This is a genomic window from Limnohabitans sp., assembly GCF_046052825.1.
Taxonomy (GTDB): domain Bacteria; phylum Pseudomonadota; class Gammaproteobacteria; order Burkholderiales; family Burkholderiaceae_C; genus Limnohabitans.
The window spans coordinates 11,726-28,884 of the sequence record NZ_JAVLFP010000045.1; the positions used below are offsets into that span (position 1 = coordinate 11,726).

The 17,159-nt window shown below is 58.8% G+C and carries 18 protein-coding genes; 2 read left to right on the plus strand and 16 right to left on the minus strand.

Annotated elements, in window-relative coordinates; genetic code table 11:
- Positions 1-70 precede the first annotated feature (70 nt).
- The 15 genes from ACKWJN_RS07185 to ACKWJN_RS07255 form a co-directional block, all read right to left on the minus strand.
- On the minus strand, positions 71-934 hold the full coding sequence (locus ACKWJN_RS07185; protein WP_408595666.1) for a carotenoid 1,2-hydratase: 864 nt from the start codon (positions 932-934) through the stop codon (positions 71-73).
- Positions 931-2,463 (minus strand): 1-hydroxycarotenoid 3,4-desaturase CrtD, encoded by a 1,533-nt coding sequence (gene crtD / locus ACKWJN_RS07190; protein ID WP_408595667.1) that lies wholly within the window; start codon positions 2,461-2,463, stop codon positions 931-933. Before crtD ends, ACKWJN_RS07185 begins: the two co-directional genes overlap by 4 nt.
- A complete protein-coding gene (locus ACKWJN_RS07195; RefSeq protein ID WP_408595668.1) occupies positions 2,456-3,271 on the minus strand; it encodes a hypothetical protein in 816 nt (271 codons plus the stop codon). Before ACKWJN_RS07195 ends, crtD begins: the two co-directional genes overlap by 8 nt.
- 33 nt (positions 3,272-3,304) lie before the next feature.
- Positions 3,305-4,384 carry a photosynthetic reaction center cytochrome PufC gene (gene pufC / locus ACKWJN_RS07200; protein WP_408595669.1) on the minus strand — a complete coding sequence of 360 codons (1,080 nt, stop codon included), beginning with the start codon at positions 4,382-4,384 and terminating at the stop codon, positions 3,305-3,307.
- A complete protein-coding gene (gene pufM / locus ACKWJN_RS07205; protein WP_408595670.1) occupies positions 4,381-5,358 on the minus strand; it encodes a photosynthetic reaction center subunit M in 978 nt (325 codons plus the stop codon). Before pufM ends, pufC begins: the two co-directional genes overlap by 4 nt.
- Before the next feature lie 49 nt (positions 5,359-5,407).
- Positions 5,408-6,244, minus strand: a complete 837-nt coding sequence (pufL, locus tag ACKWJN_RS07210; RefSeq protein WP_408595671.1) for a photosynthetic reaction center subunit L — start codon at positions 6,242-6,244, stop codon at positions 5,408-5,410.
- Positions 6,245-6,327: 83 nt separating this feature from the next.
- The gene (pufA, locus tag ACKWJN_RS07215) at positions 6,328-6,537 is read right to left on the minus strand and encodes a light-harvesting antenna LH1, alpha subunit (protein WP_408595672.1); all 210 of its coding nucleotides are present in this window, start codon (positions 6,535-6,537) and stop codon (positions 6,328-6,330) included.
- A gap of 10 nt (positions 6,538-6,547) precedes the next feature.
- On the minus strand, positions 6,548-6,772 hold the full coding sequence (locus tag ACKWJN_RS07220) for a hypothetical protein (protein WP_408595673.1): 225 nt from the start codon (positions 6,770-6,772) through the stop codon (positions 6,548-6,550).
- A gap of 44 nt (positions 6,773-6,816) precedes the next feature.
- Positions 6,817-6,960, minus strand: a complete 144-nt coding sequence (gene pufB, locus ACKWJN_RS07225; RefSeq protein WP_408595674.1) for a light-harvesting antenna LH1, beta subunit — start codon at positions 6,958-6,960, stop codon at positions 6,817-6,819.
- 143 nt (positions 6,961-7,103) lie between these two features.
- Positions 7,104-8,609 (minus strand): chlorophyllide a reductase subunit Z, encoded by a 1,506-nt coding sequence (bchZ, locus tag ACKWJN_RS07230; protein WP_408595675.1) that lies wholly within the window; start codon positions 8,607-8,609, stop codon positions 7,104-7,106.
- Entirely contained in the window at positions 8,606-10,159 is a 1,554-nt protein-coding gene (gene bchY / locus ACKWJN_RS07235) for a chlorophyllide a reductase subunit Y (protein ID WP_408595676.1), read from the minus strand. Before bchY ends, bchZ begins: the two co-directional genes overlap by 4 nt.
- Before the next feature lie 33 nt (positions 10,160-10,192).
- Positions 10,193-11,197 carry a chlorophyllide a reductase iron protein subunit X gene (locus tag ACKWJN_RS07240; RefSeq protein WP_408595677.1) on the minus strand — a complete coding sequence of 335 codons (1,005 nt, stop codon included), beginning with the start codon at positions 11,195-11,197 and terminating at the stop codon, positions 10,193-10,195.
- On the minus strand, positions 11,194-12,147 hold the full coding sequence (bchC, locus tag ACKWJN_RS07245) for a chlorophyll synthesis pathway protein BchC (RefSeq protein ID WP_408595678.1): 954 nt from the start codon (positions 12,145-12,147) through the stop codon (positions 11,194-11,196). Before bchC ends, ACKWJN_RS07240 begins: the two co-directional genes overlap by 4 nt.
- A 37-nt stretch (positions 12,148-12,184) precedes the next feature.
- Positions 12,185-13,399, minus strand: a complete 1,215-nt coding sequence (locus ACKWJN_RS07250) for a methyltransferase (protein WP_408595679.1) — start codon at positions 13,397-13,399, stop codon at positions 12,185-12,187.
- A gap of 17 nt (positions 13,400-13,416) precedes the next feature.
- Positions 13,417-14,331 carry a polyprenyl synthetase family protein gene (locus tag ACKWJN_RS07255; RefSeq protein ID WP_408595680.1) on the minus strand — a complete coding sequence of 305 codons (915 nt, stop codon included), beginning with the start codon at positions 14,329-14,331 and terminating at the stop codon, positions 13,417-13,419.
- A gap of 154 nt (positions 14,332-14,485) precedes the next feature.
- Between ACKWJN_RS07255 and ACKWJN_RS07260 the strand changes: the two genes are divergently transcribed.
- Positions 14,486-14,656 (plus strand): hypothetical protein, encoded by a 171-nt coding sequence (locus ACKWJN_RS07260; RefSeq protein ID WP_408595681.1) that lies wholly within the window; start codon positions 14,486-14,488, stop codon positions 14,654-14,656.
- Here ACKWJN_RS07260 and ACKWJN_RS07265 read toward each other — a convergent pair.
- Positions 14,649-16,403 (minus strand): ABC transporter transmembrane domain-containing protein, encoded by a 1,755-nt coding sequence (locus tag ACKWJN_RS07265; RefSeq protein ID WP_408595682.1) that lies wholly within the window; start codon positions 16,401-16,403, stop codon positions 14,649-14,651. The genes ACKWJN_RS07260 and ACKWJN_RS07265 overlap by 8 nt on opposite strands.
- 234 nt (positions 16,404-16,637) lie before the next feature.
- Here ACKWJN_RS07265 and ACKWJN_RS07270 point away from each other — a divergent pair, with 234 nt between their 5' ends.
- Positions 16,638-17,153 carry a hypothetical protein gene (locus ACKWJN_RS07270; protein WP_408595683.1) on the plus strand — a complete coding sequence of 172 codons (516 nt, stop codon included), beginning with the start codon at positions 16,638-16,640 and terminating at the stop codon, positions 17,151-17,153.
- Positions 17,154-17,159 lie beyond the last annotated feature (6 nt).

A 17,159-nucleotide genomic window follows, 5' to 3' on the forward strand; every position in this document is an offset into this window, starting at 1 on the left:
TGGGGGAACCCTGAAAATTGACACACGGGAGCCATCGCCCCCAGTGTGAGATCTTTCAAGGCAATGCATGTCAAGCCCGCCTGGGCATGCGCCAAGGCAGCATGGCTTGAACCACCGGTGACACCAATCGAGGCACCGACAGGGTTTCGTGAAAGGCAAGCAAATGCTCACCCGCGTGATCCAATTTCAGCAACGCGCGCTGATAGAAAGGCGTGTCTTCCAGTTGCTCGTGCACCGCCACCACACCGTCGCTGCGCATGCGTCTTTCCAAGCGCCAGCCAGTTTTGGGTAAGCGTTGCGTCGCAGGCGCGGTGAGGCTCTCGACAGCGCCACGCGGGGTAAACCGCAGCGACAACAGTTGCCCATCCCCCGTGGGGGTGTGCATGTCGTAGAACACCAAAGTGCTGCCATCGCGCATGCGCGCACGCGACCAGTCCCAGGTGTGAAAGCCCCGGTCGATCGGCTCGTCGCCCTCGTTGGAGTCCAGATAGGCATGGCCCTGCCACTTGAGGTCTGGCGTGCGCAAGTCGACCTCTATCCGTGCCGCAGGCGCCAAGGGGCCCCACCGGTGCCGCCCAGATGCATCGAGCGCGGTTGAATAGGTTTGCAGTTGCTGCGGCCAGAGTTTGATGCGGCCTTGGATACGGCGTGGAAGTGGCGCGCAGACCTCATCGATGTCAATGCTCAGGCAGTCACCGTCCCAGTTCAACTGACTCGGACCGATGGTGAACTGTTGTGCGCTGCGCGCACAATGTCTGCGACCCCGTTCGGTCATGGCCCAACGGCTCTTGCCTTGGCTGTAAATCGCCACATTCAACGCGCAATGGTTGTCTGGATCCACCGGACCACGCTTGCGCGCCCAGGCGTAATAAGGCGAAAAAACGCTGCCCACGAACGCGATGAGCGTGATGCCGTGTTGTCCGTCGTCACTCATGGCGTCGATGTACCACCACAGGTAGCCCCCATCTGGAACATGTTGATCGAAGCGAGGCTCGCCATCACGGCCTCGGCCGCTCGCTGCCCGGACAACACCGCCATCGGCACCCCAGGCCCTGGGTGAACGCTGCCCCCCGCCAGAAACAGGCCCGGTAGGGGTGTGGTTGAGCCAGGTCTGCTGAAGATGCTGGTCCAGCCGTGTGTCGCCTGCCCGTAAAGGGCTCCCCCACTGGCTGGGAAACGTCGATGGAAATCCTTCGGCGTCGTTTGCACACACGGGCTTGCTGTGGGTTGCAGAGGAAGACCCAGCTGGTTCAGGTGTTGAAAGGTGCGTTCTTGGCATTGCGATATGGCCTCCTCGGACAGTTGATCGCCAGCACCATCAGCCGGGGCATTGACCAGACAAAAAATACGCTCGGACTCGCCGGCTGGCACACCCTGCGGCTGGTCTTGCGCGCACACATAGACCGTGGGTCGCTCAGGCAGCCGCTGGCGATGGAAGATGTCTTCGAACTCGCTGGCATAGTCGGTTTGAAAAAACACGTTGTGCCGATCCAATATGCCCGACTCGACAGGCGCGCGCATCGACCACGTCAAGGCCGACAAGGAGCGCGCTGGCGAAGTCTTGGGGACAGCCTGACGGGCTTCGTCACCCAACAAACCTTGGCGCAAGGCTTGTACGTCCCCATTGAAAATCACCCGGTCGGCCGGTAAAAACTCGCCCGACTGCAAGCGCACGCCACACACCCGACCGTGTCGCTTTTCAATCCGATGACAGGTGCTGTGGTAGCGGAACACGGCACCATGGCGCCGCGCCACACGCGCCAAAGCGTGGGCCATGCCCACCATGCCGCCTTGCACCGACCAGACCCCATCCATCTCGACTTGGGCAATCAGCATCAAGGTGGCGGGAGCCTGCCAAGGTGATGAGCCGCAATAAGTGGCATAGCGGGCAAACAACTGACGCAAGCGTGGGTCGGTGAACTGATGACCCAGCTGTTGCCATAAGCTGCGCATCGGCCCCAGTTGGGCCAACTCACCCAAGCCACGCCAACCCAAATCGGCCATGAAGCCACCCATGTTGGGGCGATGCGCCCGAATCATCGGGCCTTCCAGCGCAGCGTAGAGCGCGCGGGTGGTGTGACAAAATTTTTGGAACCGCCGTGCCTCATCCCCGCCCGACCAAGCGGCAATGGCCGCTTCGCTGGTGCGTGCATCGGCAGACAAATCCAATTGACTGCCGTCCGGCCAAAAGTGGCGCGCCAACACCTGCAAGGGCGTGATCTGCATTTCAGCTTCCACGCTGGTGCCCACGCTGTGCAGCAAGGCGTCAAACACCCAGCGCATGGTGAACACCGTGGGTCCGCTGTCGATGGCCACACCGTCAACCTCGCGGCTGTGTACTTTGCCACCCGGCTCTCCTGCGGCTTCGACCACCGTGACATCTAAACCCTGATGCGCCAGCAACAAGGCGCTGCTTAAGCCACCCATGCCCGCCCCCACGATGACCACCTTGTGGTCAGACATGGCTGGGCTCCAAGGCGTGCAAACCCACAACGGGTTCACGGGTCAGGGCAGCGGTATCGTCGCGTGAGGGTGCGCTGGACGCATCAAACAGCCGACCTTGCCAAACACCGGACATATGAAGCACTTGCATGCGTACAAACATCGATTCCGAAAAAAACTGGTGTTTGTAGGCAGCGGCACTGGCGAGTTGATGCGCCCCCTGATGGGCGTACTGCAACATGGCTGCCTGGTTTTGCCACAGGCTGAAGGTGCATTGGCGCACCAGGGGTGCCTCGCCCAATCCCATGGAGAGCAAGCAGCCTTCAGACTGGCTCAATCCCGCCTGCGCAGCAGGTGCGTAACGCCAAAAAGCCATGGCTTTGGTAGGAACGATGCTGGCTCGTGTCAAAACAGCGAACGGTCCCTGGGACGCCACTGGCCCGTCCAACGCATCGGGCGCGGTGGCCAGCCAGGCTTGTTTGTCCCATTGGCCTCTGGCCGATTGCACACCCAGCACACCGCTCCAAAGTTCACGGGCACGATCACGGTAAGCCTGCACCCAAGAACTGGCCAAAAATTGCATGGCCAATTCAAAGTGCGTGAAGGTGCAAATGAGGCCCTGGTGGGTCGCACTGGGTCGCAAGCCAAAGCCCCCCCCGTGACCACTGCCCATGACCTTGACCGATGTCAGGCCTGGCACCTCTTTGTAGGGTGCTGAACCCGCAACCAAGCGCAACCACCCCCAGCCCTGATGCTGCCGCAAGAAATCCGCGAGTACCACCACCACCACCCCTGAGAAGGGGTCCTGCAGTTGGGGTTGCAAGTTCATGATGGGACGTCCGGCCGGTTGAGGTGGGGCCGACTACTTGGACGCCACTTTGGTCGTCACCAAAGCAGGTTTGAGCAACTCAGGAAAGTCTTTGACCATCGGTGCACCGTTGAGCGGCTTGTAAGCCCCTTGGTGGCAGGTGGCGCAGTTGAGCTTGGCCACATCGCCTGTCGGACCTTTGCGGTGCTCTGGGAAAACGTCGGTCAACGACTCCATGTAGGCCTGGTTCAAGTCCCGCGCCATCCGGATGCCATGCCAGGCCGTCGTGCGTTGGGGCGGGCTGTTGGTCCAGTTCTGGAATGACTGGGTGTTGTGGCAATACGTGCAGTTGACGCCCAGTGCATTGGACATGTGGGTCATCAAGCCATAGGTCCATTCGGCCTGCTTGATCGACTGGCGGTTACCCGAGGGCAACGCGGTGGGTCCGTTGACGCGGATTTTTTGGTCATCCAACAAGAACGGTGTGAACGGGTCGTTGGGCAGCGAAGACAGATTGACCACGGGCGACGGTGTGTTCTGCCCAGCCTTGTCGCCCATGAAATTAGAGCCATAGGGCTGTGGGTTGGACTTGAACCAGACCGCGCTGGGCACAGGCTGACCTCGGTGACAGGTATAGCAAGTCACCCCGGTTTCGGCCACGTGGGGCTTCCAGTCGCTGTTGATGTGGCGCGTCATCTCGATCATGCGACGAGCCACCACCTTGGTGTACTTGCTGTCATCTGCAAAGTTGGGCAACTGGTGGCAATAAGCGCAACCTTCTTGGGGTGCGACCCAACTGCTCATGGAGACCATCAAGCGGTTGAATTCACCCACACTCAAGTTGCCTAAGACCTTCACATTTTTGTAGGCCTGTGAAGCCTTGGGGCCATCCGAGCCCGGCGATGGGATGGCAAAAGGTGGCTGATTCTTGTCGGTCTTGGCCTCTAGCAAGCGCGCGTTGTAGACCTGCACCATGCCGGTCCCGCGGTAACCGCTTTGGACTGACTCGGGGCTGGGTCGTTCACAACCTGTCAACAACAAGCCCAGCAACGCCAAGCCCAGTGTTTGCATCAAGCGCGCAGCCCATGACGTACCCAAGCGTGGGTCAGAAGAATTCATGTAGTTCATGTTCATGGCTTCACTCCAACAGCCAACGCGGGGTCAACCATCGCTGGGAAAATTTCGGGATACGGGGGCGCCACGCCGTGTTTGATCGCCCACAAGTACCAGTTGTCCACCACAGTGCCCGTCAGCAAAATGCCAATCCCGCCGGTGATGGGGCACAACACAGCGAACCACCAAGCCCATCGGTGAATCGATTCCATCGTGGCGTTGAAACCCATGGTCCAGCGCCAAAACAAAGCAGCGCGTTCAGAGGCGGTGCCCCGGTCGGTGATTTGTTCAATCTCGCGCTCGCCGCCAAAGCGGGTCACCGCCAAAATCGTGGCGCCATGCATGGCAAACAGCAAAGCAGAGCCATACAGAAAAACGATCGACAGCGCGTGGAACGGGTTGTAGAACAGGTTGCCGTAGCGCAGTGAGAAAGCCGCCGTCCAGTCCAAGTGGGGGAAGATGCCATAAGGCACGGCTTCACCCCATGAGCCCATCAAGATGGGGCGGAACAAGCCCAGCACCAGAAACAGCCAAATGGCCGCGGCAAAAGCCCAAGCGATGTGGGTGCCCATGCCCAACTGCACGGCGCGGCGGTAAGTACGGGCCCACCACAACATGACCGAGGCCGTGAAGAACAAACCCACAATCAAAAACCAGCCCCCTTGATTGAGTGGCGGAATGCTCAGTCCGTAGCTGGGCGGAGGCGGTTCCAGCGACAGCCAGAACAGCTGCCGCACAAACTGGATCGGGTCGTAGTTGACCGAGGCCAACATGTTCATGCCAATCAAGGTGAAGGCAATCAGGCCGCAAAAAAGTGAAGCCAGCCCGAGCCCACCGAGGTAGATGGGACCCAGTTGGGCATTGCCCAGCTTGCCAACCCAGTAGTTGATCAGGGGTTGTCCGGTTCGCGGGCTGTTGCCGTGTCCAAGGGCCACCCCTTGGTGCACCGGGCCCACGGCTTGCACGGTGGTGAACAGGTTTTGATAGTCGGCCATTCGCTCTACTCCTCAATTCTTTGGATGTGTTCTGTGCTGTGTGTCCGACTCAGGTTGGCCATTGCGACCAAATCGGCATGTTGAGCCACCAGCTCCACCATTCGGGCCAGCCACGGCTCCAGAAAGGTCCGCTGAGCACGATGCACAAGGCGCTGAACAGCACGGCTGCGAGCGCCAAAAACAAACCTAGCCGGTGAATACCCAAGGTGCCGATGGAGTACCCAATGATGTCGCGAAAGAACGTGTCTTCGTGCTCGGGCGTCTTGACCACATGGCCCGGAGCGGGATTGGTCGACGACAAAATCAAACCACCGTGCAGCGACAAGGCAAACACACTGGCGAAGAAGAAACTCACAGCGATCATGTGCGCTGGGTTGTAATGGAAATGCAAGTACTGGTAGCCCACGTTGGAGACCCAGTCGAGGTGGCTGTAAATACCGTAAGGAAAGCCGTGGCCCCACGCACCCATGAGCACGGGGCGAATGACCACCAAGGTCACATAGGCCGAGATCGCGACACCAAATGCCACAGGCACATGAAAGCCCATGCCGAGCTTGCGGCAAATTTCGACCTCGCGCATCATCCACGAACCAAAAGCGCCAATCGCGCACACCGTGATGAGCTGCCACAGGCCGCCTTCCATCAAAGGCGCAAATCGCAAGCCATACGACAAATCAGGCGGTGCGATGCTGATTTGCCAAATATTCCAAGTGGGTCCTTGTGAGGCACCCCACAAAATGAGGGCCGTTCCGAGGAACGAAAAAAACAAGGTGGTAACGCCAAAAAACCCGACGTAAAAAGGGCCTACCCAGAAGTCGAATAAATCGCCGCCCAGGAGGGTGCCACCGCGAACACGGTACTTTTTCTCAAAACTTAGCATGGCCATGGTTGGGTCCTCCTGCTTCAATGAATGAACAGATGCCGCTCTGAATGGGATTCAAAGACAGCATCTGGACGACAAGTCCTGAATCAGGACTTGGGCATGGAGAGCGAGGCCACCGCAGTGGGCAGCGGCGAGTTTTGCGCCGATGCTGCTACGGGTTTTTTCGCGCCGTCGAGCCAATTGAATTTGTTGGTGCTGAGCAAGATGAGGTGAATCATCGCGGCCAGGCCAAACAAGAAAATACCCTGCAGCACCATCGCACGCAAAGGGTCGTAAAGTCGCCAAATTCTCCACATGGTGAATCTCCTAAATGATGTGGGACATGAAGGTGTACACCGCAGCTTTCACGCCTTGGCTCATGCTCTTGGCATCCTCCGCACCGGGCAGCAGTTCCCGCCATTGAACGCCTACCAGCTTGGCCAGCAAGACGACCGCAAACAGACATCCGAATCCGATGAGAAAAATAGTCCAAAACGCAGGGGACTCATCCGCACGCGAATGGTCCTCAGTGAGGTGGGGTGTGTTGTGCATGACAGTGACTCCGTCAATCTATGGTTGAAAAAACAAGCTCTGAATCAGAACCAAGGACGCCACGCCCAGACCAGCACATGGGCGAACACAGCAACCGCTGTGAAGCCCACGGTGCCCTGCATCCAGTAGTGGTGGAACTCCTGGGCTTCCTCATCGGTCAGTCCGGAAATAGATGTCTTTGTTGACATTTTTTGCTCCTGTTAACAAGGCCTTGCGACCCGGGATGCGCACAGCCCGCGCAGATGGGCATCCGCAGCCATAGGCCACGACATCTTGAACAAGGGGTCGCGCATTGCGCCACCCGCTGGTGTGTAAAAAGTTGCAGCGACTTTCATGCCGCCACCCCCAAACCAAGTTCACGGCTGGCGGCAATGACATGGTCTTCGGTGACTTCGCTCAGACCTTGGGACTGCGAGAGTTGTTCGGCCTGGTCACGCAATCGCTTGGCGGCAGAAATTTGCACCAACACGGGCTGGTTTTGCACCACATCGCGCAAGCGTTGCTGCGCTTGGTCTTGCCAGCTGGCATTCGGGGGCGCAACGCCACGTGCTTGCGTGGCTTCGGCCTTGTCCATCTCGGTGGCCAAAGGCAGGATGTGAAACAAGGCATCGAACAGTGCGTTACACACTTCTTGCACCACGTAAGTGGCACCGCTGTACCCCATGAACGGCGTGCCCGTATGGCGACGGATGATGGCGCCCGGGAAGGATGCAGGAATGAAGGCTGCGCGCATGGGACTACCCCCCGAGATTTCGCTCAGGTACATGCGCTCGTTGTAGCTGCCAAACATGATCAGCGGCGTCTGCTTCTTGACCATGTCGCGCACGCTGGCGTTGTCGGTCTTGGTGCCTGCGGTGCGCGACACGCTGAAACGACAAGGCAGGCCCATTTCAAATTCAAGGAAATTTTTCAGACCTCGCGCATAGGTTTCTCCAGCCACCACGGCAAAACTGGCGGTGGCAAAGAAGTCTTGCGTGACCGAACGCCACAAATCCCACAGGGGCTTCAAGGTGGTGTGCTTTTCACGCTCGATGAAAGGCTCGGGGTCAAGGTTGAGCAGCTGACCGAGTTTGCGCAAGAACTGCGTGGTGCTGTGCATGCCAATGGGGGCTTGCAAATAGGGGCGCTCGAGCGCCTCACACAACATACGACCAAATTCGCGGTACATGCAGATGTTCACATCGGCTTCCACCAGCCGCGACACATCGGCCAAGTGGCTGCCCAAGGGAAACACCATGTTGACCTCGGCGCCAATGCCTTGCACAAGGCGGCGAATTTCCGCCAAGTCACTGGGACTGTTGAAGGTGCCATAGCTGGGGCCGATGATGTTGACGCGCGGTTTTTCACCCACAGGTCGCTCGTCAAATGGCTTGCGGGCCGGCACTTTGCGCAGTCCGTATTCGCTCCACAGCCAGTACATGGCGCGGTTGGCACACTGCCATTGGTCTTCGTCAATGGTGCGCGGCAAAAAGCGGGCGATGTTGGTGCCCTCAGGTGTGACACCGCCGCCGATCATCTCAGCGATCGACCCGGTCACCACCACGGCGGGGAGTTCGGGGTCGAGTGTGGCGTGGGCACGTTTCATGGCCCCTTCGGTGCCCTCACGGCCTAACTGCTCTTCAGCCAAGCCTGTCACCACAATGGGCAGTTCGTGAGGAGGCAGTGCATCGGTGTAATGCAACACAGAAGTGACGGGCAGGTTTTCGCAGCCCACTGGGCCGTCGATGACCACTTGCAATCCCTTGATGGCGGTGAACACATACACCGCACCCCAATAACCGCCGGCACGGTCGTGGTCCAGGATCAAGGGTGACTTGGGCAGATTTGGCTGACTCATGATCCCATCTCCTCGGCTTTGCGCTTTTTGAGCAACTTCTCCAACTGACGACGGGTTTCGGCCTTGAACTCTGGGCGATCTTTGGGCACCGACTCCCAGACGCCTGCTGCATGGCCTGCGCCCACATCGCCAAAGAAACTCTTCATCGCATCGAAGCGGCTTTGGTTGCCCATGGCCGCCTGCACCACTTGCACCAGCGAACCCGCACCCGCCACACCCATCAGAGGGCGCGCAGAAATCAGGTTGGTGAAGTACAGCGAGGGCACGCTGTTTTGCTTGGCGATTTGCACCACCGGAGTCGTGCCAATGGCCAATTGGGGCCGGTACTCGTACATGGCTTGCAGGTCTTGCTCCAGCGAGGCACGCATTTGCACTTGAACACCTTTGGCCTTCAACCAAGCGATGTCGTTCGCGTTCCAATCCGTGGCCGGACACGCCGATCCCACGTAACGCAAATCGGCACCGCACTCGATGAGCAAGCGCCCCACCAACAATTCAGAACCTTCGTAGCCGCTCAAGGTGATGCGACCAGAGATTGGCTTTTGCATCAAGAGGCCACGCATTTGCGCCAGGGCCTGGTTGCGCGCCACATCGATGTTCGATTGCGCCAATCCGGCCGCTTGTCCAATGTATTGCAACCAATCTTGCGTGCCTTCTAGGCCCACGGGCGCGGAGCCCACCACGGGGCGTCCCGCGGCCTTGAACTCGCGCACGCTGGCGGTGTAAAAAGGGTGGATGGCCGCAGCCACGCTGCAGTCAAGCGCGGCATACAACTCGCGCCATTCGCGTGTGGGCACCACAGGGCCGGCGGCCAAGCCCATGGGTTCAAGCATTTGACCGATGATGACGGGATCGGCTGGGAACATTTCGCCCAGCAAGGCCACCGTGGGCTTGCTGCCACGCCCGGCACGGGGTGCCGCCACCGGGCCGCTGATGATTTCTTCGCGGGCATATTTCAACATCGCACCCGCCAGCACATCTTTGGCTTCGGCATGGGTGGGCACGCCAAAGCCAGGGACATCGATGCCGATGATGCGCACGCCGTTGATCTCTTTGGGCAGCAGTTGCAGAGGCACGCCGCTCGCAGTGGGGACGCACAGGTTGATGATGATCACCGTGTCGACTTTGTCTGGATCAGCCTCAGCATGCACCGCCTCGCGAATGTCTTCAAACAGTTTGCCCGTGACCAGTGATTCCGAGTTGAAAGGCACATAGCCCACGCTGCGGCGGGCGCCGTAGAAATGCGAGGTGAACGTCAGGCCATACACGCAGCATGCCGAGCCCGACAAGATCGTCGCCGTGCGCTTCATGCGCAAACCCACGCGCAGCGAACCAAAGGCGGGGCACATGCTTTGTGGTTGATCGTGCGGACCGGCATCGGGCTGACGTGGGTAATCGCGGGCGTATTGGTCCAGCACGTCGGACTTGCCGGCTTCTTTGGCGGCGGCCACCATGGCCTCGGTGCCAGCATGGCAACCCACGCCGTCGCCTTGCAAGCCTGCCGGGTTGGCAGCTTGCGGACTGGGGTGAATTGGGATGGTGCGTGTCATGGCCTGTTCCTGTGAAGGTCTTCGGGAGTTGCGTTAGGCAGCGTCGTAGACGACTTCCAGCGAAGGCTTGATGTCTTCGTCCTTGCCCACCATGTCAAACACGGTGGCAGGCTCGAGCACCACGTTGCGGCCCACCACATCGGCGCTGAACAAGCCCAACAACTGGTCTTGCGTTTGTGGCTTGGGGCGCTGCGGCGGCGCCTCGGCCACGTTCTTGGCCAACTCGGCAAACAGCGGGCCCCATTCACCGTCAGGACGACCAATGATTTCGTAGCTGGCGCTCTTGCGGCGGATGTCTTCGTTGGCCGGGATCGCAGCCAACACAGGAATGCCTGCGTTGTCAGCAAAGGCCTGGGCCTCGCCCGTGCCATCGTCTTTGTTGATGACCATGCCGGCGACGCCAACGTTGCCACCGAGCTTGCGGAAATACTCCACTGCCGAGCAGACGTTGTTGGCCACATAGAGCGACTGCAAGTCGTTGCTGGCGACCACAATGACTTTTTGGCACATGTCGCGTGCGATCGGCAAACCGAAACCGCCGCACACCACGTCGCCCAGAAAGTCGAGCAGCACGTAGTCAAAACCCCAGTCGTGAAAACCGAGTTTTTCAAGGGTTTCAAAACCATGGATGATGCCGCGTCCACCGCAGCCACGACCCACTTCGGGCCCACCCAACTCCATGGCAAACACGCCGTCGCGCTTGAAGCACACGTCACCAATGCTCACCGCTTGGCCCGATAGCTTCAGGCGCGAGGAGGTTTCAATGATGGTGGGGCAGGCCTTGCCGCCAAACAACAAGCTGGTGGTGTCGCTCTTGGGGTCACAGCCAATCAGCAGCACTTTTTTGCCTTGCTGGGCCATCATGTAAGACAGGTTGGCCAAGGTGAAGCTTTTGCCAATGCCGCCCTTGCCGTAGATGGCAATGATTTGCGTCTCTTTGGTCACCTCAGTGGTGCTGACGGCGTCGGGCTCGACATCGGCCTCACGGCGCAGCACTTCGACAAATTTGATAGGGTGTGTGGTGTTATCGGTGTTCATGCGGAGGCACTCCAATCGAGGATCATCTTGAGACAGCTCGCATCTCCGAACGCGGTCTCGTAGGCAGAACCAGCTTGGGTCGATGGCTGGGTGTGGGTGATCAAACCGTCAAGGGACAAGCGGCCGGTGTGCACCAGCTCGCTGACGGCCAATAAATCAGGGCGCTTCCACTCGGCAGCGATGCGCATGCGTGCTTCACGCATGAAGGCCGGGGCGTAAGCAAATTTCAGGTCTTCCTTGTAGAAACCCGCCAACACCAACTCGCCGCCGGGGCGCAGTCGCTGGATCAGTCCATCAAGCAGACTGCCGTCGCCGCTCACGTCGTAAATCGCGCCATAGTCTCGGCGTGGGTCATCTTTCGGATGAATCACGGTGTAGCCTTCAGCACCCGCACAACGCGCGTCTTGGGTTTCCCACACGGTAGGGGCAGGCATGCCAGCGGCCACGGTCAGGCGCGCCAGCAAGCGCCCCATGACGCCGTGGCCAATGATCAACTCTGGGGCAGCGAAGGGCTCATGCTGTCCGCCACCTGAGACGGCGTGGTAGGCGGTCGCGGCCAATGCCAGCAGAACCGCCTGGGCACCCAGATGCTCATCCACGGGCACAACTTTTTGGGCCGTGACGACCAAGCGGGAGGCGGCACCACCAAACAAGCTTTTGACGTCGGTGAAACAGTTGGCACCCGGCACAAACACCCGTTGCCCCTCTTGCACGCCCGAGTCCGCAGCCGAACGCACCACCCGACCCACGGTTTCGTAACCTGGTACCAAGGGATAGCCCATCCCTGGAAATGGCGGCATGCTGCCGTCCCAGAGCATGCGCTCGGTGCCGGTGCTGATGCCACTGAACTCGACAGCAACCTCCAACTGGCCAGCTTGCAACTCGGGCAAGTCCAAGGACTGTAGGGTCAGCTGCTTGGGACTGTTGAAAACGACGGCTTGAGATTTCATAGGTGTATTTTTTACCTTACATTGACAGATGTCAAAGTTAATTGACACTATTTCCAATATTTAAGGGTAAACACTTAGATTTACGACCTAACAGGATCTGCGCGTGAATCGGCATGGCATTGGGAACCCGCTCCACATGGGTGAACCCTGCGGCTTGCATCATGTCCATCAACTCTTGCGGGGTGCGCAGGCGCCCATCCCCCATGGCCAGCAAATAAAAGTGGAAATAAGCATCCACCGAGGCTTCGTCGGAGCCGCCTTCGAGATCGGATTGCGCCATCGGTTCTGCCAGCAAAAGCGTGCCACCGACCGGTAAAGCGTCATAGGCTTTTTGCAAAATTTGACGCACCACGCCATCAGGGTGATCGTGGGCCACACGCACCAAGCTGATCAGGTCGGCGCCTCGGGGCAACGGGTCGTCCAAAAAGCTGCCCGGATGCAGAGTGACCCTGTCACTCAAACCCTTGGCCCGGATGTTTTCCTTTGCCAATGCCAGCACGGGGGGCAAGTCGAACATCATGAAATTCAGGTGCGGGGCATGTGCGGCCAAGTCGCTGACAAAACGGCCCCGACCTGCTCCCACATCCAGCACACAGCGGTGTTCGCTGAAGAAATACGAAGACAAAATTTCTTGGACCACAAAGCCTTGCGAGGCGGCCATCAGCTCGGAGTAACGGGTGAATTTGTCTACACCGTTCGCATCGGTTGTGGGTGCGGCTTTTTCATGTGCATAGGGCCAGTAATCCGCCATGCCACCACGCCAGGCGTTGCTCAAAAACTGCAAGGGGTCCTGCATGTCTTGGTAGAGCAAATGGTTGTGCTCAATCATTTGCGCAATGCCCTCATGCTGCGCCAATGGGACACCCAGTGGTCCTAGGCCAAAACGCCCCTGACTGCGTTGCTCCAGCAGACCCAAGGCCACAGCGGACAGGAGCAAGCGCTGCAAAACGCTGGGTGCAAGCTCAGTGCGGCGCGCCAGCTCGGGCAGATTGGCCGGTGCGTGGTGCAAGGACCTGAACAAGTCCAAACGCACGCAAGCCAACAGCACTTGGCTATGCACAAACCCCGACATGAGGTCAAACAATTTGCGTGTGCGCCGACGTGTGAGCCACCGTGTCAGGGGATTGCCCAAGGACCAACGGTACAAGCCCGGATGGGCATACCAGCGCTCGAGCTGAGCTTGCCAGAGGTCTTTGAATTTGGCGCTGGCACTGTGGCTGGCAACGGCGGGCAGATCAAATGGATGAGACATGTGGGCTCTTTCTGCGCTCAATGCGGCGTGCTGACGCGGCCAGGGATCGAATTCGCATGGGCTTTGAAATAGCCCTCGCACAGCGCCTTGGGCACCAATCGCTCGGCTTCGTGCTGCACCAACTGGCGCAACATGTCACGGTGTGAACAGGCCGGAACCGATGAGGCAGCTTGCTCAACCAAGTGATCAAAATGCGCGATCGCCCCCTCCAAGCCAAGGGCTTGCGCCGAGCTGGGTCGCGCATGCAGCGCATCTTGCCCAACGGGCTTACCCAAACTCGCAGCATCTGCGATGACATCGCGGATGTCGTCTGCCACCTGATAGGCCTCGCCCAAATACGCCCCCAATGAGGCCCAGGGCTCAGGCCCATGGCCGCAGCTGAGCGCCCCCGCGCAAGTGGCTGAAATGAAAAGCGCGCCGGTCTTGGCGCGTTGGTACTGCCCCAGATTGGCACTGGTTTCACACTCCCAAGCCTGACCGGCCACGATGCCGTGGGGCAAGCCGACACCCTGAGTCAGGTTATCCATCAAGGCCAACAGTCGTTCGCTGTGCTTGGCCCCGGCTTGCAGCATCACCCGGTAGGCCATGACGATCAATCCGTCCCCAGCCAACAACGCCAGCGGTTCGCTGAAGGCCTTGTGGACCGAAGGGCGACCACGCCGGGTGTCGGCGTTGTCAAATGCAGGCATGTCGTCGTGCACCAGTGATGCGCAATGCATCAACTCGAGAGACACGGCCGCGGCATTGGTCAACTCAGGCGCATCGTCGCCGCAGGCTGCGGCCACCGCCATGCACAGTTGGGGACGGATGCGGGCCCCGCCTGAAAAAACCGCGTGTCGCATGGCGGCAACCAATCGCGGGGGCGCGCCAATGCCTACAGCTTGGTCAAAATGGTGGCTTAATGCTTGCTCAGCACGTAACAACAGACTCATGGGACCTCCAAAAAGGAAGGCCTGTCAATTCAAACTGACAGACATGAGTGTCAATATAACGTTATTCTTTGCTCTGTCAACTGTCGTTGACACTGAGGCAAGCGCTGATCTGAGGCTGTCGCTGATTTAAAAGGTGGCCAACAGGAGGTTTGACATGGGCATTTGGCTGGAGCTGGGAATCTTTGGATTGGTATTTGTGTTTGCTTTTTGGCAAATGCACGATGTGCGCAAAGCGCAGGAACAAACCCGCCAGCAGCGGATGCGAGAACAAGCCCAAGCGGCGACCGAGACAGCGAACGGTGAAGACCCCGCCAAGGTCAAGTAGCGGTATTGAACTGAAGCGCCGCGAGGCTGGCATAGAGCCCGCCTTTGTCTTGCAATTGAGCATGGCTGCCCTGCTCGATCAAACGCCCACGGTCAAGCACCCAAATCACGTCTGCGCGTTGCACCGTGGCCAATCGGTGGGCAATGACGAGCGTGGTGCGCCCCACCATGGCTTTGTCCAGTGCAGCTTGAACCATCTTTTCACTTTGCGCATCCAGCGCGCTGGTGGCTTCGTCCAGCAACAACAAGGGTGGGTTTTTCAAAATAGCGCGGGCAATTGCAATGCGCTGGCGCTGTCCACCTGACAAACGCACGCCCCGGTCGCCCAGGTACGTGTCAAAGCCCTCAGGCAGCTCATGGATGAATTCTTGCGCGTAGGCGGCTTGTGCTGCAGCTTGCACCTCTTGCAAGCTGGCGTCTGGTCTACCGTAGCGGATATTTTCAAGCACCGTGCCCGAAAAAATGACCGGCTCTTGCGGGACGATGGCGATGCGTTCGCGCAAGTCATGCAGACTCATGTTCACAATGGGCACGCCGTCCAACACGATTTGCCCCGTCTGCGGGTCGTGAAAGCGCATCAGCAAATCAAACAACGTGGTTTTTCCAGCGCCACTTGGGCCCACCACGGCCACGGTCTGGCCTGCCCGGATGTGTCCACTGAGTTGATCAATGGCCCATGTATCAGGTCGCGAAGGGTAATGAAACGCCAGCGCCTCAAGCTGCAAATTGGAACCACCTTCGGGCCAGGGGGCTTGTTGTGGTTGAGTGGCTGTTTTCAGGCTCGACTCGGTGTGCAGCAACTCCATCAAGCGCTCTGTGGCCCCTGCTGCACGCAACATGTCACCATACACTTCGCCCAACACGGCAAAAGCGCTGGCCAACAAGATGACATACAGGACGGTTTCTCCCAGCTGTCCCGCTGTGCTGGTGCCGGCCCGAACGGCCAAGGTGCCCATGTACAAGCCCCACAACAACACGGCGCTGGAGGCCATGATGATGAATCCCACCAACACAGCACGTGCTCGAATTCGCCCCAGTGCTGTACCCAAGGCACGTGCAGTCGAGTCGACGAACCGGCGTGTTTCGCGGCCTTCTGCGGTGTAGCTTTGCACCACGGAGATGGCGTTCAGCACTTCAGAGGCAATCGCGCTGGAGTCAGCGACCCGGTCTTGGCTGGCCCGCGACAAGCGCCTCACCCGGCGTCCCAAGTAAACACTGGGATAAATCACGGCCACCAACACCATGACCACCTCTAGCATGAGGATCGGGTTGGTCCAAACCAGCATCAACAACGCGCCGGCACCCATCACCAAATTGCGCAGCCCCATAGAGAACGACGAACCCACAACGGTTTGCACCAAGGTCGTGTCGTTGGTCAAACGTGAGAGTACTTCGCCCGATTGCGTGGTTTCGAAAAAAGCCGGGCTTTGCTTGAGCACATGACCGTACACAGCGTTGCGCAAGTCACCGGTGATGCGCTCGCCCAACCAGCTCACCGTGTAATAGCGCCCCGAGGAAAACAACGCCAACGCAGCCGATATGGCAAACAGTTGCAAAAAGTTACCCGACAACTGCTCTGCCGAGGCACCGGCGGACAGCCCTTGGTCAATCAACTGGCGCAACACCCATGGAAAGGCCAATGTGGTCCCAGCAGCCAATAGCAAAAATAAAGCCGCAACCAACAAGGGCATGCGGTAAGGCTTCAAAAATGGTGCGAGACCTGAGAGAGATTTAGCAGATGCAGCCATGGACAAACAAGCAGGAGTGGAGTCGAAAAAGAAAGATGCCTCACGGGCATCTGGAAGGTCATCTTACAACCGCACGATGGGTCAGCATGGATACCAGGACCACGACACCTCAGGCCAAGCCAGCGCTTTTAGGCGGGTGTGGATGACCAATACCCCCTTGGTACGGGAGTGCTTCGAGACCATGCAAAATAGTGGGTAAACCGAACTAACGCAACACACGCACAGGAGTTAACGATGGCATGGCTTGATTTCTTGAAAAATGGCGACGAACTGACAGAGCTTTTGATCGAGGGTCACAACCCCTACGGTGCCAGCTTGCTCAAACCCACGGACGTGGACCAAATGAAGAAGCATCTTCAACCCGCCGAACAAGTTCGAGCTTATGTGTTGGGCCGCGTTGCCATGGCAGGACGAGGCTTGTGGTTGCTCACGGACCAGCATTTGCTCATCAGCGAGCAAGAAAATGGCGGCCAAGTTCACGCACTTCATGTGGGCCAACTCTCTCACGGGGCGTGCCTCAAAGGCAAATACGGCTATACCTTGCGCGTCACGGCAGCGGGCAAACAATTCAGCGTGTACGGCGCATCGGCTCAGATGGCCGCTATTTTTTACCAACAACTCGGCCAATGGGTCGATTGCGCGGCCATTGAGAAACCGCCAACCTTGGACGCCGATGATGTGGCACAAGTCCAACACCATTTCAGCCACGCAGCCTCTCAGCTTGCCCAGCCCAGCCTTGCCGCCGCCTGATTCACC

Coding starts and splice junctions, on each gene's coding strand:
- ACKWJN_RS07185 (WP_408595666.1), bottom strand. CDS start 934: ATGAGTGACGACGGACAACACGGCATCACGCTCATCGCGTTCGTGGGC.
- crtD (WP_408595667.1), bottom strand. CDS start 2,463: ATGTCTGACCACAAGGTGGTCATCGTGGGGGCGGGCATGGGTGGCTTA.
- ACKWJN_RS07195 (WP_408595668.1), bottom strand. CDS start 3,271: ATGAACTTGCAACCCCAACTGCAGGACCCCTTCTCAGGGGTGGTGGTG.
- pufC (WP_408595669.1), bottom strand. CDS start 4,384: ATGAACATGAACTACATGAATTCTTCTGACCCACGCTTGGGTACGTCA.
- pufM (WP_408595670.1), bottom strand. CDS start 5,358: ATGGCCGACTATCAAAACCTGTTCACCACCGTGCAAGCCGTGGGCCCG.
- pufL (WP_408595671.1), bottom strand. CDS start 6,244: ATGGCCATGCTAAGTTTTGAGAAAAAGTACCGTGTTCGCGGTGGCACC.
- pufA (WP_408595672.1), bottom strand. CDS start 6,537: ATGTGGAGAATTTGGCGACTTTACGACCCTTTGCGTGCGATGGTGCTG.
- ACKWJN_RS07220 (WP_408595673.1), bottom strand. CDS start 6,772: ATGCACAACACACCCCACCTCACTGAGGACCATTCGCGTGCGGATGAG.
- pufB (WP_408595674.1), bottom strand. CDS start 6,960: ATGTCAACAAAGACATCTATTTCCGGACTGACCGATGAGGAAGCCCAG.
- bchZ (WP_408595675.1), bottom strand. CDS start 8,609: ATGAGTCAGCCAAATCTGCCCAAGTCACCCTTGATCCTGGACCACGAC.
- bchY (WP_408595676.1), bottom strand. CDS start 10,159: ATGACACGCACCATCCCAATTCACCCCAGTCCGCAAGCTGCCAACCCG.
- ACKWJN_RS07240 (WP_408595677.1), bottom strand. CDS start 11,197: ATGAACACCGATAACACCACACACCCTATCAAATTTGTCGAAGTGCTG.
- bchC (WP_408595678.1), bottom strand. CDS start 12,147: ATGAAATCTCAAGCCGTCGTTTTCAACAGTCCCAAGCAGCTGACCCTA.
- ACKWJN_RS07250 (WP_408595679.1), bottom strand. CDS start 13,399: ATGTCTCATCCATTTGATCTGCCCGCCGTTGCCAGCCACAGTGCCAGC.
- ACKWJN_RS07255 (WP_408595680.1), bottom strand. CDS start 14,331: ATGAGTCTGTTGTTACGTGCTGAGCAAGCATTAAGCCACCATTTTGAC.
- ACKWJN_RS07260 (WP_408595681.1), top strand. CDS start 14,486: ATGGGCATTTGGCTGGAGCTGGGAATCTTTGGATTGGTATTTGTGTTT.
- ACKWJN_RS07265 (WP_408595682.1), bottom strand. CDS start 16,403: ATGGCTGCATCTGCTAAATCTCTCTCAGGTCTCGCACCATTTTTGAAG.
- ACKWJN_RS07270 (WP_408595683.1), top strand. CDS start 16,638: ATGGCATGGCTTGATTTCTTGAAAAATGGCGACGAACTGACAGAGCTT.